A 13,705-nucleotide genomic window follows, 5' to 3' on the forward strand; every position below is an offset into this window, starting at 1 on the left:
CGGTGGTGGGGCGGACAACACTCCGCCCTGCCGCACTCGAAACAATCTCATTCTTCAGCCTAAAGGGGGCGCGTGATGGCACATACTGCCGACGCGGATTTCAAGACGCGACTACAGTCCTTGTTGCCCAAGCTGGTGCTGTCACCATCGCTGGCCATGGTTCTGGTCTTTGTCTACGGCTTCATTGTCTTTTCGGTATATTTGTCGTTTACCGACAGCCGTTTACTGCCGTCCTATGGCTGGGTCGGGTGGGAAAACTATTCCAAGCTCTGGCGGCTCAGCCATTGGGAAATCTCGCTCACGAACATGGGCATCTTTGCTGCCCTATACATTACAATCTGCACTGTTCTGGGTCTGAGCCTTGCGATCTTTCTAGACCAGAAGGTGCGCGCCGAAGGGGTCATTCGCACGATTTACCTGTACCCCATGGCGCTGTCGTTCATCGTGACCGGAACTGCGTGGAAGTGGTTTCTGGATCCCGGCATCGGGCTTGAGAACGTGCTTCAGACGTGGGGTTGGACGACGTTCGAATTTGACTGGATCAAAAACCGTGACTTTGCCATTTACACGGTCGTTTTGGCGGCAGTCTGGCAGACCAGCGGGTTCGTCATGGCGATGTTTCTGGCCGGATTGCGCGGCATCGACAATGAGATCCTGAAGGCGGCCCAGATGGATGGCGCGTCGAACTGGAACCTATATCGACGGATCATCATCCCGCAGTTGCGCCCTGCCTTTCTGTCGGCCTTCGTGATCCTGAGCCATCTGGCCATCAAGACGTTTGATCTGGTCATTGCGCTGACAGGCGGCGGACCCGGCCGTGCGACCGAGCTGCCTGCGACCTTCATGTATTCCTACACCTTCAGCCGCAACCAGATGGGAATTGGCGCAGCATCCGCCACGATCATGCTGATGACCATTGCCGCGATCATGATCCCCTATCTCTATGCCGAATTGCGGGAGAAGAAATAATGTCTGTTGCCACCCAAGACACCGCCATTCGCACCGGCCGGGTAAGCCGGACACTGATCTACCTTGTCCTGCTTTTGTTTGCGCTGTTCTACATGCTGCCCCTCTATGTGATGGTCGTGAACTCGGTAAAGCCGCTGGACGAAATCACCGGTGGCGGCATGATGAACCTGCCGAAGGTTTTCACGCTTGATCCCTGGGCCAAGGCCTGGTCATCAGCGCAGATCGGGGTCGATCCGACCGGGTTGAAGCCTTATTTCTGGAATTCGATCAAGATGGTCGTCCCGGCTGTGGCCATCTCGACCGTTCTCGGGGCTCTAAATGGCTACGTGCTGACAAAGTGGCGGTTCCGTGGGGATACCATCCTGTTTGGCCTGATGTTGTTTGCCTGCTTCATCCCATTTCAAATCGTTCTGATCCCGATGGCGCGGATGCTGGGCCTGATGGGTTTGGCGGGCACAACCTGGGGGCTGGTGCTGGTGCATGTGGTCTATGGGATCGGCTTCACGACCCTGTATTTCCGCAACTATTATGCTGTCTTTCCCACCGAACTGGTACGCGCCGCGCAGATTGATGGGGCCGGATTCTTCCAGATCTTCTGGCGGATCCTGTTACCATCGTCTGGGCCCATCGCGGTGGTTTCGATCATCTGGCAATTCACCAACATCTGGAATGATTTCCTGTTCGGCGCCTCTTTTGCCGGGGCGGACAGCCAGCCAATGACTGTGGCTTTGAACAATCTCGTTCAGTCATCCACCGGGGTTAAGGAATACAACGTTCACTTTGCAGGCGCGATCCTTGCCGCGCTGCCGACCCTTCTCGTTTACATCGTCGCCGGCCGCTACTTCGTGCGCGGTCTGATGGCTGGATCAGTGAAAGGATAAAAGAGTTGGTCGGAAGTCGACTGCAATCGCTTCCGACCATGTTGAGATCAACAACCATCGGTTTCGTGAGCCGATCCCAACGTGAGAGGAAAAACACAAATGAAAAAGATTGCCAAGCTTATGGCGACAGCCATGGTCTTATCACCGACCGCATCCTTTGCCGACGGTAGTGTAGAAGTCATGCACTTCTGGACATCGGGCGGCGAAGCGGCAGCACTGGGCGTGATACGAGACAAGGTCGTCGAAGCAGGTGTCGCATGGGAAGATGCCCCAGTCGCCGGGGGCGGTGGAGATCAGGCAAAAACTGCGCTTCAGGCCCGTATTGCCGCAGGCGATCCGCCCGCCGCCATGTTGATGCTGGGACAAAACATCATCGATTGGGCGAATGAAGGCATTCTGGGCGACGTGAATGACGTAGCCGCGGCAGAAGGCTGGGATGACGTGCTCCCGCAAGCCGTGCAGGACTTCAACAAGGTCAATGGAAACTATGTCGCCGCGCCTACGAATGTGCACCGGACGGATATGATCTGGGCATCCAAGTCTGCCTTTGAAGCCATCGGGGCCGCCTACCCCACCACTTGGGAAGAGTTCAATGCTCTTGCGCCGCGCTTTGTCGAAGCAGGGATTATCCCAATCGCGCATGGCGGTCAGGCTTGGCAGGAAGCCTATATGTTCGAGGCGCTGGTACTCGGCGTTGGTGGGGCCGAGTTTTACCGAAAAGCTCTGGTTGAACTGGATCTGGAAGCCCTTGGGTCTGAAACGATGCGGGCCGTGTTCGCGCAAATGGCTGAAATTCGCGGCATGGTCGACGAAAACTTCTCTGGGCGCGATTGGAATATCGCGACCTCGATGGTGATCAACGGCGAAGCCGCGATGCAGATCATGGGAGATTGGGCCAAGGGCGAATTCACCAATGCCGGCAAAGCACCGGGCGCGGATTTCGCGTGCATACCGGTGCCAAAAAATGGAGACGGCGGATTTGTTTATCTGGTCAATTCGCTGAGCTTCTTTACCCAGCCCCGCCCCGAAGCGGCCAGCGCACAGGCAACTCTGGCAAGCGCCATCATGGACCCGGACGTGCAAGTGGCCTTCAATCAGGCAAAAGGTGCGATCCCGGCACGGACCGACGTGGACATGTCTTCTCTTGATGCTTGCGCGCGGGCGACGGCGGCGGAGTTTTCTGCAACCGACGTTGCCGGAACTGCCGTGCCAACCTTTGCCGGAACCCACGCCGCACAGGCCAGTGTGGTTGGAGCTGCAACGGATGTCATCACCGAGTTCTTTAATACAGACATGACGCCACAAGAGGCCGCCGAGCAACTTGTCGAGGCCATCCAACTGGCTTTGTAAACCTACTGGGGCGAGTGCCTATCGCTCGCCCCAATTCAAGAAATGGAGCGATAGCAATGGGCTTTCTCGACATCGACAACACCACCAAATCCTATGGGGCGGTGGAAGTGCTGCACAAGGTCGACATCTCGGTCGAAAAAGGCGAATTCCTTGTCCTCGTCGGTCCATCGGGGTGTGGCAAGTCTACGCTGCTGAACATGATCGCAGGCCTCGAAGAAATCTCGAGCGGCGAAATTCGCATCAAGGATCAGGTCATGAACGGGGTCCACCCGTCCAAGCGCAACATCGCGATGGTGTTCCAAAGCTATGCGCTTTACCCGAACATGACGGTTGGCCAGAACATCACCTTCGGCCTTGAAATGCACGGCATCCCAAAGCCTGAGCGGGACAAGGCCATGAAGGAGGTCGCCGAGCTGCTGCAGATCGAGCAGTTGCTCGACCGCAAGCCCGGCGCATTATCGGGCGGTCAGCGCCAACGGGTGGCCATGGGCCGGGCCTTGGTGCGCGACCCGGATGTGTTCCTGTTCGATGAACCTTTGTCGAACCTCGATGCCAAGTTGCGCGTCGATATGCGCACTGAAATCAAGAAGTTGCACCAAAAGCTGGGCACCACCATCGTCTATGTGACTCATGACCAGATCGAGGCGATGACGCTCTCAACCCGCATTGCGGTCATGTACGGCGGCTATGTCCAGCAGTTGGGCACGCCTCAAGAAATATACGACAGCCCGGCCAACATTTTTGTGGCCACATTCATGGGCTCGCCCGCGATGAATGTCGTACCCGCAAAGGTGGCCATGGAAGCAGGAAAGCCTGTTGCCGTCGTCGCCCTGCACGATGGAACGACGACGTCTCTGCCTTTCAGTCAGGACAATATGGCGGCCTGGAATGGCCGGGACATTATGTTGGGTATCCGGCCCGAGACGATCACGGATGAAGATGCCGCGGATCGGAACTCGGCCAATATCGCCCACATGACGAACCGGATTGTGGTGACAGAACCTGCAGGCTCTGACACGTTTGTCACCATGACCCTTGGCGGAAAGGATGTGATCGCCCGGATGCGATCTGACGCCGATGTGCGTCCCGGCGCGGATTTCCCGTTCGCTGTGAACATGGAAAAGGCGGTAGCCTTTGATCCTGAAACCGAAATGCGGATTGTTCCCTGATGGATGCAGATATCGTCATCATCGGGTCCGGCATGGGTGGTGCGACGCTGGCTGCATCGTTGGCGCCTTCAGGTCGTCGGATCTTGATCCTCGAGCGGGGTGAGCCTTTGCGCCCCTCGCCCTTGGATCGCGATGTGGATGCAATTTTTGGCAAGGGTGTTTTCCGCCCCGACGAAGCCTGGTTGGATGGACAGGATAGGCCGTTCAACCCCGGCAATTACTATTGCGTCGGCGGCAACTCGAAGTTCTACGGAGCCGCCTTGATCCGGTATCGCGCCACCGATTTTGATAGTGACCACTGGCCAATCAACTACGACGCACTGGAACGCGACTATCAAAGCGCTGAGTCTTTGTATCAAGTGCACGGCGATGCCTCTGTGGATCCGACCGAACCGCTCCATTCCGGCGCCTACCCGCATCCCCCGGTCTGCGATGAACCGGATATGGCAACCCTGAGGGATCGCTTGAAACGCGCGGGACTGCATCCTTCGTCTATCCCGCTGGGCGTTGACGTGAGCAAATGGTTGGCGGCTGGGCAGACAACATGGGATGCCTACCCCAACACCTGCGGTGCAAAAATGGATGCAGAGACCTGTGGATTGGCCCAAGCGCTGAACCATAAGAACGTGATCCTTCGCACGGGCAGTTCTGTAGACCGGCTGAAAAGTGATCCAAACGGGCGCGTGACGGCTGCAGTTCTCGACAGCGGCGAAGTGGTTACTGCGCCGCTCTTCGTGGTGGCGGCAGGCGCTGTGCAAACGGCAGCTCTCCTGTTGCGGTCTGCCAACGACAATTGCCCTACGGGTCTTGCAAACAGGTCAGATCAGGTGGGCCGGAACTTTATGAACCACAATTGTTCAGCTGTTTTGGCCCTGCACCCGCTGCGACGCAATCGCAGCATCTATCAGAAAACACTGATGTTGAACGATTTTTACCAAGGTACGAATAGCCGGCCCCCGCTCGGCAATGTTCAGATGCTGGGTAAGATAACCGGGCCGATCTTGGCTGCAACAACATGGATGCCGCGCTGGCTGGCCCAAATGGTTGCCGCCCGCAGTTTCGATTTCTACGCCATGTCCGAAGACCTGCCGAACCCCGCCAGCCGCGTCACCTTGAAAAATGGGCAAATCAAGCTCGATTGGCAGCGCTCGAATTGGGAGGTGCATGTTCAATTGGTCAAAGAACTCAAAGCCGTTTTGCGGCGCGTCGGGTTCCCGATCGTATTGTCGAGGGCTTTTGACCGGCGCACACCGTCGCATCAATGCGGCACGGCGCGGATGGGAAATAACCCGGCTTTGAGCGTTGTGAACAGCCATTGCCGGAGCCACGACCACACAAACCTTTTCATTGTTGATGCATCCGTTCTGCCGACCTCAGCCGCCGTCAACCCGGCGCTGACCATTGCAGCCCTGGCCCTGAGGGCCGGGCGCCACATCACCGAGACGGAGTTTGCCGCATGACCGCCCGAGGATATGATTTCATCGTAATTGGCGGTGGCTCTGCCGGGTCTGTCATTGCCGCCCGTCTGTCCGAGGATTCCAGCGCCCGCGTCCTGCTTTTGGAGGCTGGCGGCAGCGATCGTCATCCGTTTTTTCACCTGCCCGCAGGATTTGCCAAGATGACAAAAGGCATTGGGTCCTGGGGCTGGTCGACATCGCCGCAAAAGGCGATGCAGGACAAGGTTTTCACCTACACCCAAGCCAAGGTCATTGGCGGCGGATCCGCGATCAACGCGCAGATTTACACCCGCGGGGCCGCTCAGGACTATGACGGCTGGCGGCAGATGGGCTGCGACGGGTGGAGCTATGAGGATGTGCTGCCCTACTTCAAAAAGTCCGAGGACAACGACACCTACAACGGTCGCTATCATGGCAAGGGCGGCCCGCTTGGCGTGTCGATGCCTGCTGCGCCATTGCCGATCTGCGATGCCTTTATCGAAGCTGCCGGACAGATGGGCATTCCCAAGACAACTGACGTGAATGGAGAAAAGCAGGACGGTGCCGGTTACTACCAGCTGACCCAAAGAAACGCCCGGCGCTCTTCGGCGGCGATGGCCTTCTTAGGGCCAGCGCGCGGTCGGCGAAACCTGACCATCCAGATGAAAGCCCAGATAAAGCGCATCCTCGTCGAACATGGCCGCGCAACCGGGGTCGAGATGGCAGACGGAACCGTAATTACGGCAGACCGCGAGGTGATCCTGTCCTCGGGCGCCATAGGCTCGCCCCGACTGCTTCAGCTCTCGGGAATTGGGCCTGCAGACCATCTCGCGGGTCTTGGAATCAACGTGGTCTATGATCAGCCCAACGTCGGCGCCAATCTTCAGGACCATCTCGACCTCTATGCAATTTGCGAGGTCACAGGGCCTCACACTTATGATCGCTTCGCCAAGCTGCACCTCAGCGCTCTCGCCGGGCTGCAATATATCTTCACCCGCAAAGGACCCGTGGCTTCCAGCCTCTTTGAAACCGGTGGTTTCTGGTATGCGGATGAGAGCGCCGAAACCCCTGACATTCAGATGCATCTGGGGCTTGGAACCGGGATCGAGGCAGGCGTTGCAACGATGCGCAATGGTGGCGTGACCCTGAACGCCTGCCATCTTCGCCCACGGTCCCGGGGAACCGTCAGGCTCCAATCGGACAACCCCAGCGATATGCCGCTGATCGACCCCAACTATCTGTCAGATCCCTATGATCGAGAAATGTCGATCCGAGGTCTGAAGCTGGTTCAGGATATCCTTTCGCAATCCGCGTTGAGCAAATACATCCTCGCCGAGCGGCTGCCAGGACCGGATGTGAAGACAGACGAAGATTACTTCAACTTCATCTGCGTGCATTCAAAGACTTCGCACCATTGCGCCGGAACATGCCGGATGGGCGCCGATGATGGGGCCGTTCTGAACCCGCGACTTCAGTTCAATGGGATCGACGGGCTGCGGGTTGCGGATGCCTCGGTGATGCCGACCGTCAACTCCTCCAACACCAATGCCCCGACCATTATGATCGGCGAGAAAGCCGCTGACATGATCAAACAAGACCAAGGAATGACCATATGATCCGCCATATCGTATTGACCAAGTTCAAACCCGAAGTGTCCGAGGAAACCATCAAAGGCATCTTCGATGGTTTGGCGGCTTTGGCCGATAAACTGCCTGGTGCTGCGAACTTCACCGGTGGGCGGTCCGAAAGCCCCGAACAGATCGAACGCGGCTATATGCACGGCTTTGTCATCGACTTTGACAGCTGGGACGCATTGCAGACCTATGCCGATAACAAAGAACACAAGGCTCTGGGCGGTCAGCTTGTGGCGAACGCCGTCGGCGGGATCGACGGCATTCTGGTTCTAGACCTAAACGTGTAGGTAGGAGGCAAAGGAGACCTGCACATGAAAAGCCGCCCCACCATTCTGGACGTCGCCAAACAGGCTGGCGTGTCGAAATCCACCGTCAGCCTTGTTTTGCAAGGTGCATCTTCGGTGAAGGATGAGACACGCGCCTCTGTGCGGAAGGCGATGGCAGAGATCGGTTATGTCTATAACCGGTCAGCGGCGACGTTGCGGTCTTCTTCATCTGGTCTGATCGGGCTTGTTATCAACGACCTGCGCAACCCGTTCTTTACCGAATTCGCCGCACTGTTCCAGATGGAGCTGGCACAGGCTGGTTTTGCAACAGTTCTTGCCAATTCGGATGAAGACCCAAAGCTGCAAAGCCAGATGATATCGTCATTGGTGGAACATGGCGTTTCGGGCTTCATCATCTCGCCCGCCTACGGTGACGAAGCCTCGACGCTGGCCGTTCTGGAGGCTGCCAACACCCCGACCCTTCAGGTCTTCCGCACACTTGAGCCCGAAGGACGTACCTTTCCGCTGCTCGCGCCCGATTACCTGACAGGCGGGCGGTTGGCGGCGGAGCACTTGGTCGCTCAGGGCTGCAAGAAAATCGCTTTTCTCGGAGGTCTGGAAGGACGTCCCGTGACGCGCGAACGCATGGCCGGGTATCTTTCCGTCTTGGAAGAACACGGGCATGAACCCCTGATCCTGACCGGGCAGTCGACCCGCGCTTTTGGCAAGACCATGGCAGTGCAGCTGCGCAAAGATCATCCGGGCGTGGACGGTGTCATCTGCTTTAACGATCTCGTTGCGCTAGGCGTTCTGGCCGCCTGCCCCGATCTTGGGATCAAGGCGGGCCGTGAACTGCGCGTGGTTGGGTTCGACGACATCGAAGACGGGCAGGACAGCTACCCGCCGCTGACGACCGTCAGTTGCAACATTCCCGATTTCGCCGCCTCAACCGCGCGGCAGATTGTTGCTTGGATCAAGGAAGGCAAGGCCCCACCCCCCGAATCCCGCAGCCCTGTGCGGTTGGTTATCCGCGCATCCAGCAGCGATTGAACAAAAGGACACTGACATGACTGAGGTAAAGGTTGCCGTTCTCGGCGCATCCGGCTGGATGGGCAAGACCCACACAATGGCCTATCAGAGCTTTCCTCACTTCTTCGGCAAAGAGGGTGGAACGGCCCGTGTTGTTGCGCTTGTCGAGGCGAACCCCGCAGCGGCCAAGGATCTGGCCTTTCGCGCACCGGGCGCAAAAATTCTTGGCGATTGGCAACAGGCCGTGAATGACCCCGATGTCGACTTGATCGACATCTGTCTGCCCGACAATTTGCACTACGATGTTGCCAAGGCGGCACTTCTCGCCGGCAAGCATGTCTATTGCGAAAAACCTTTGGCGGACACAGCCGCACAGGCCCGCGAACTGGCCGATATCGCGCGTGAAAAGGGCCTGATCACCCGTGTCGGTCATTCGTTCCCCCGAAACCCGATCCATGACAGGGCAAAGGAAATCATCGACGCAGGCGAGATCGGCGAGATCAAACTGTTCAAGGCCTGCCAGCATATCGACATCTACGGCGATCCACTGGCCCCATACATGTGGCGGGCCGATGGCAGCCTCGCGCCCACTGGTATTATCGGGGATACGGGCAGCCATGTGTTCAGCTTCATGGAGTTTCTGGTCGGCAGGGTGTCTTCCCTGATCGCAGACAGCTACATCACGGCACCAAAACGGCCCAAGATCGAAGGTCTTGGCTATGGCGATGCGGCACCCGACATCACCGAAGACACGGAATGGGGCGACGTCACGAACGCCGATGGCACCAACATCCTGTGCACCTTTGAAAACGGGGCCAAAGGGCTGATTGATTTCAGCCGTATCGCCACGGGCCGCAAGTTCATGCAGACCTACGAGATTTATGGCACCAAAGGCAGCCTTTCTTATACGTTCGACGAGGTGAACCGCCTGCGGTTTTACACCAACGACGATGCAGCCGGACGACGCGGTTTTCGCGAGATCGACGTCGGCCCCGAGCATCCGACCTATGCAGCCTTTCTGCCGCTGCCGAACTTCGCGCTTGGCTACAACGAAGGCAAGATCATCGAGATTGCCGAAGTGATCAAATCGATCACGTCAAATGCCCCCATGTGGCCGACCTTCGAAAACGGCCACCACATTTGTCAGATCGTGGATGCCTGCATGGCCTCCTCGGACAAGCGTGCCTGGGTCGATATTCCCTGAACCGAAGGAACGATCATGTCCTTATCCGTCCCACAAAAGATTTTGGATGCGCTGACAGATGTGGTGATGCCGCGCCTGAAACCCGCGCCAAAGGCCGCTGAGACGATCCGGATCGGTGATTTTGATCTGCCGGTCTATCGGACCGGCGCCCTGGTCATTGGCAGCGGCGCAGCGGGCTTGCGCGCGGCCGTCGAAATGAAGCGGCGCGGCGTTGATGTGACGATCGTCAGTCAGAGCGCATGGGGCGGAACGTCGGCCTGTTCCGGCTCGGACAAACAGACCCTGCACACCGCCAATACCAAGGATCAAGGTGACAACTTTCAGGCCATGGCCGAAGCGATCCGCGCAGGCGGAGCCATGGATGAGGACACCGCTTATATCGAGGCTGTCGGCTCGGTCCGCGCGATGGCCTCGCTACAGTATCTGGGCCTGCCTTTGCCTCAGGATCATCTGGGCGGCACGTTGCGCTATCAGACCGACCACGATGAGGTTGGGCGCGCGACATCATGCGGCCCCCGTACATCGCGCTTGATGGTCAAGGTTCTGGCCGAAGAGGCAATCCGCCTCGATATCCCGTTTTTCAACCAGACGACAGCGATCAAGGTGCTGAAGAACACGCAGGGTGTGACCGGGTTGCTGGCCATCCGCCCCAAGGAAAGCACCGACGCGAACCCTTATGGGTTGGCTGTTTTTCCCTGCTCCGCATTGGTATTTGCCGCTGGTGGCCCGGGCGAGATGTATCGCGACAGCGTGTTTCCGAATGGCTGTTTCGGCACCTTGGGCATGGCGCTCGAGGCCGGGCTGGAACTGACAAATATCACCGAAAGCCAGTTTGGCATCAGCACCCGACGAGAGGGATTCCCGTGGAACCTGTCGGGAACCTATGTGCAGGTCATCCCGCACATCTACTCGGTCGACGGCGACGGCACAGAACGTCATTTCCTGGCCGATTACTATCGGACTACGCAGGAAATGGCCTCGAACATTTTCCGCAAGGGATACCAATGGCCCTTTCACGCAAGCCGTATGCTGGATTTTCAATCAAGCCTTATTGATCTTGCAATCTTCCGTGAAGGCCAGAAAGGCCGCCGTGTCTTTATGGATTTCAATCGCAATCCAGAACCGATTGACGCCCCGTTCAGTCTGGAGCGCCTGGACAGCGATGTGGCTGACTATTTGCGCAGCGCCGGTGCGGATCACGCGCTGCCGATTGACCGCTTGCGCCACATGAACCCGCTCGCGATCGAACTGTACAAGCGATACAAGGTTGATATTTCGGCAGATCCTTTGGAATTCGCGGTCAACAACCAGCACATGAATGGCGGGATCGCGGTCGATACTTGGGGACGTACGAATATTCCAGGCATCTACGCGGTGGGTGAGGCCTCGGGCACACATGGTGCGACCCGACCCGGAGGTTCAGCCCTGAATGCAGGTCAGGTCTTTGGCACGCGGGTCGCCGAACACATCGGCGCAGCGGGTACCGCGCGCGCGCCCTCGCAATCCGATGTGTCGGGTGCTGCCGCAACGGCCATATCCAACGTCACGGGCCACCGAAAAAGCGACAGCCCATTGACCTGGAAGGACATCCGGGCCGATGTGCAGGCCCGCATGAGCGACCATGCCGGCATTCTGTGCAACCCAGCCGATGTGTCAGACGCCTTGACCGACGCCCGCGCCCTGAACACCCGGATCCATGATTTAGGTATCGCTGTGGCGCGAAACGCCGAGATGGTCCGCGCGGTTCAATGGCAGCAGATGGCGCTTGCGTCAGAAGCCGTGCTTGCTGCCCTCGATCACTATATCGCAAAAGGCGGCGGCAGCCGTGGCGCCCGGGCGATTTGCGACCCACTGGGTGAATCATTGCCGATGTCAGTGCAAGGACCGCTGCCCGAAGTTCGATTTCGCACCGAACGAGAGGCCGACAAGAACAGCCAGTTGAAAGTCCGTCTTGATGGCACGAATTTCGTCATCACGGATGTCGCGAACCGATGCTACGATGGCGACAAATCCTTTTTTGAACGCGATTGGCCAGCATGGCTGACCGGCGATATCTACAGATCTGGTGTCGAAGCATCCTGCTAAGCTCTCGATTCATCAAACCGCCACTTTGAAGACGTCTACCGTGAAGATGTCCGCAAACCATTGAGCGCTCCGACCAAACGACCGCTTCCCAGCCTCTGCATTGACGCAACCGAAATGAATTTGAACGTTGCTATTGGAAAGTGTGGCCACCTCGCCAAGAACAGAAGCCTTTGACTTGCACGTGTTAAGTCGAGACGAGTTGTTTTTCGCGCAGCGACTCTGGATGGATATGGCTCGACCAATCGCTCCGACATGGTGACCCAAATCCAAACTCATGCCGAGAGCGCACACAATTCATTGATTTTAATGGTGCCCCCACACGGCACACCAGATTAACACCTCACGGTCTCCCACACTCTATTTCCTAATGTTTTTCAGCGATTTGGGCTATATTTCGGTATATTTTACTTGAAAGGCGTATTAGTGGGTCTCACTATAAAAGGTGGACATAAAGGTGGACACTAGTGAGAGGCAAGTATGGCCGCTAGATACAAACTGACGGACCGTCAGGTCAGAAACCTAAGACCTGGCACGAAGCTAAACGATGGCGGAGGCCTTTGGGTGCATTGCCGAGAGGGCGGGTCCACGCAGTGGGTTCTCCGCGTCACGGTGCATGGGAGACGACGTGAAATGGGCTTGGGGGGCATCGACACTGTGAGTCTCGCCCAGGCCCGCGAAATCGCGGATAAATGGCGCGGACTCGCAAAAGCCGGAACTGACCCTATCATCGAGCGCGACAAGCAACGCCGCGAGGCCAAACGCAATCTCTATTTATTAGAGGATGTTGCGAGAGACGCATTTGAGGCACGCAAGGCCGATCTGAAAGGAGACGGCAAGGCTGGAAGGTGGTTTTCCCCTCTCGAAAGACACATCCTCCCAAAGCTGGGACATTTGCCGGTGACACAAATAGACCAACACGCCATCAAAGAGGCACTTAAACCGCTTTGGCACAGCAAAGCGGACACGGCTCGTAAGGCGCTCAATCGATTGGGTTTGGTTCTAAAACACGCGGCCGCCATCGACCTGAATGTCGATCTACAAGCGACGGACAAGGCAAAAGCGCTTCTTGGGAAAACCCGCCACGTGCCGCAGCATATTCCTGCCATGCACTGGCAAGAGGTGCCCGAATTCTACGACAGCCTTTCCGATGGAACAGTTGTTCATTTGGCGTTGCGCTTGCTCATCCTGACAGGGGTTCGATCAGCCGCAGCTCGGCATTGCCGTTGGGAACAGATTGAAGGCGACGTTTGGACGGTACCTGCCGAGTATATCAAAGGCCGCTTGGGACGGACCCGCGATTTTCGGGTTCCCCTGTCAGACGAAGCAATGACTGTTTTGCGGGATGCACGGGCACATGAGCGAAACGGATGGCTGTTTCCGTCGCCACGGGCGAAAAACCCAATTTCGGACATGAGCATGTCGCGACATATGGAACGGCGCGGCTTGGATGCACGACCGCACGGATTCCGTGCGAGCTTGCGTAGCTGGCTGGCTGATTGCACGGACGCTTCTCATGAGGTCGCCGAAACAGTCCTAGGCCACAAGATTCTGAACGCCGTTCAAGCAGCATATCAGCGCTCTGACCATCTCGAACAACGTCGCGTCCTTATGCAGCGCTGGACAGATCACGTAACGGGCAAAAGCGGTGCCCTGGTGCGATTGGCGGCCTCTGATGGCTAAGC

11 protein-coding genes are annotated in these 13,705 nt (G+C 57.5%); all 11 read left to right on the plus strand.

The features are described from left to right. The first annotated feature begins 75 nt into the window (after positions 1-75). The 11 genes from PFY00_RS12545 to PFY00_RS12595 all read left to right on the plus strand — a co-directional run bounded on the left by PFY00_RS12545 (position 76) and on the right by PFY00_RS12595 (position 13,703). Positions 76-969: a carbohydrate ABC transporter permease gene (locus tag PFY00_RS12545; RefSeq protein WP_271432891.1), complete on the plus strand. Its 894-nt coding sequence runs from the start codon at positions 76-78 to the stop codon at positions 967-969. Further along, positions 969-1,850, plus strand: a complete 882-nt coding sequence (locus PFY00_RS12550) for a carbohydrate ABC transporter permease (RefSeq protein WP_271432892.1) — start codon at positions 969-971, stop codon at positions 1,848-1,850. Before PFY00_RS12545 ends, PFY00_RS12550 begins: the two co-directional genes overlap by 1 nt. Before the next feature lie 99 nt (positions 1,851-1,949). Then, entirely contained in the window at positions 1,950-3,200 is a 1,251-nt protein-coding gene (locus PFY00_RS12555) for an ABC transporter substrate-binding protein (RefSeq protein WP_271432893.1), read from the plus strand. 56 nt (positions 3,201-3,256) lie between these two features. Next, a complete protein-coding gene (locus PFY00_RS12560; RefSeq protein ID WP_271432894.1) occupies positions 3,257-4,369 on the plus strand; it encodes an ABC transporter ATP-binding protein in 1,113 nt (370 codons plus the stop codon). After that, positions 4,369-5,829 carry a GMC oxidoreductase gene (locus PFY00_RS12565; protein WP_271432895.1) on the plus strand — a complete coding sequence of 487 codons (1,461 nt, stop codon included), beginning with the start codon at positions 4,369-4,371 and terminating at the stop codon, positions 5,827-5,829. Before PFY00_RS12560 ends, PFY00_RS12565 begins: the two co-directional genes overlap by 1 nt. After that, entirely contained in the window at positions 5,826-7,421 is a 1,596-nt protein-coding gene (locus tag PFY00_RS12570) for a GMC family oxidoreductase (protein ID WP_271432896.1), read from the plus strand. The genes PFY00_RS12565 and PFY00_RS12570 overlap by 4 nt, the downstream gene beginning before the upstream one ends. Next, positions 7,418-7,726, plus strand: a complete 309-nt coding sequence (locus PFY00_RS12575) for a Dabb family protein (RefSeq protein WP_271432897.1) — start codon at positions 7,418-7,420, stop codon at positions 7,724-7,726. The genes PFY00_RS12570 and PFY00_RS12575 overlap by 4 nt, the downstream gene beginning before the upstream one ends. Before the next feature lie 24 nt (positions 7,727-7,750). Then, positions 7,751-8,755 carry a LacI family DNA-binding transcriptional regulator gene (locus PFY00_RS12580; RefSeq protein ID WP_271432898.1) on the plus strand — a complete coding sequence of 335 codons (1,005 nt, stop codon included), beginning with the start codon at positions 7,751-7,753 and terminating at the stop codon, positions 8,753-8,755. 16 nt (positions 8,756-8,771) lie between these two features. Beyond that, on the plus strand, positions 8,772-9,938 hold the full coding sequence (locus tag PFY00_RS12585) for a Gfo/Idh/MocA family protein (RefSeq protein WP_271432899.1): 1,167 nt from the start codon (positions 8,772-8,774) through the stop codon (positions 9,936-9,938). A gap of 15 nt (positions 9,939-9,953) precedes the next feature. Then, entirely contained in the window at positions 9,954-12,023 is a 2,070-nt protein-coding gene (locus PFY00_RS12590) for an FAD-dependent oxidoreductase (protein WP_271432900.1), read from the plus strand. Between the two features lie 477 nt (positions 12,024-12,500). Continuing rightward, positions 12,501-13,703: a tyrosine-type recombinase/integrase gene (locus PFY00_RS12595; RefSeq protein ID WP_271432901.1), complete on the plus strand. Its 1,203-nt coding sequence runs from the start codon at positions 12,501-12,503 to the stop codon at positions 13,701-13,703. Positions 13,704-13,705 lie beyond the last annotated feature (2 nt).

The organism is Thalassococcus lentus (genome assembly GCF_028023555.1).
GTDB lineage: Bacteria > Pseudomonadota > Alphaproteobacteria > Rhodobacterales > Rhodobacteraceae > Thalassococcus_A > Thalassococcus_A lentus.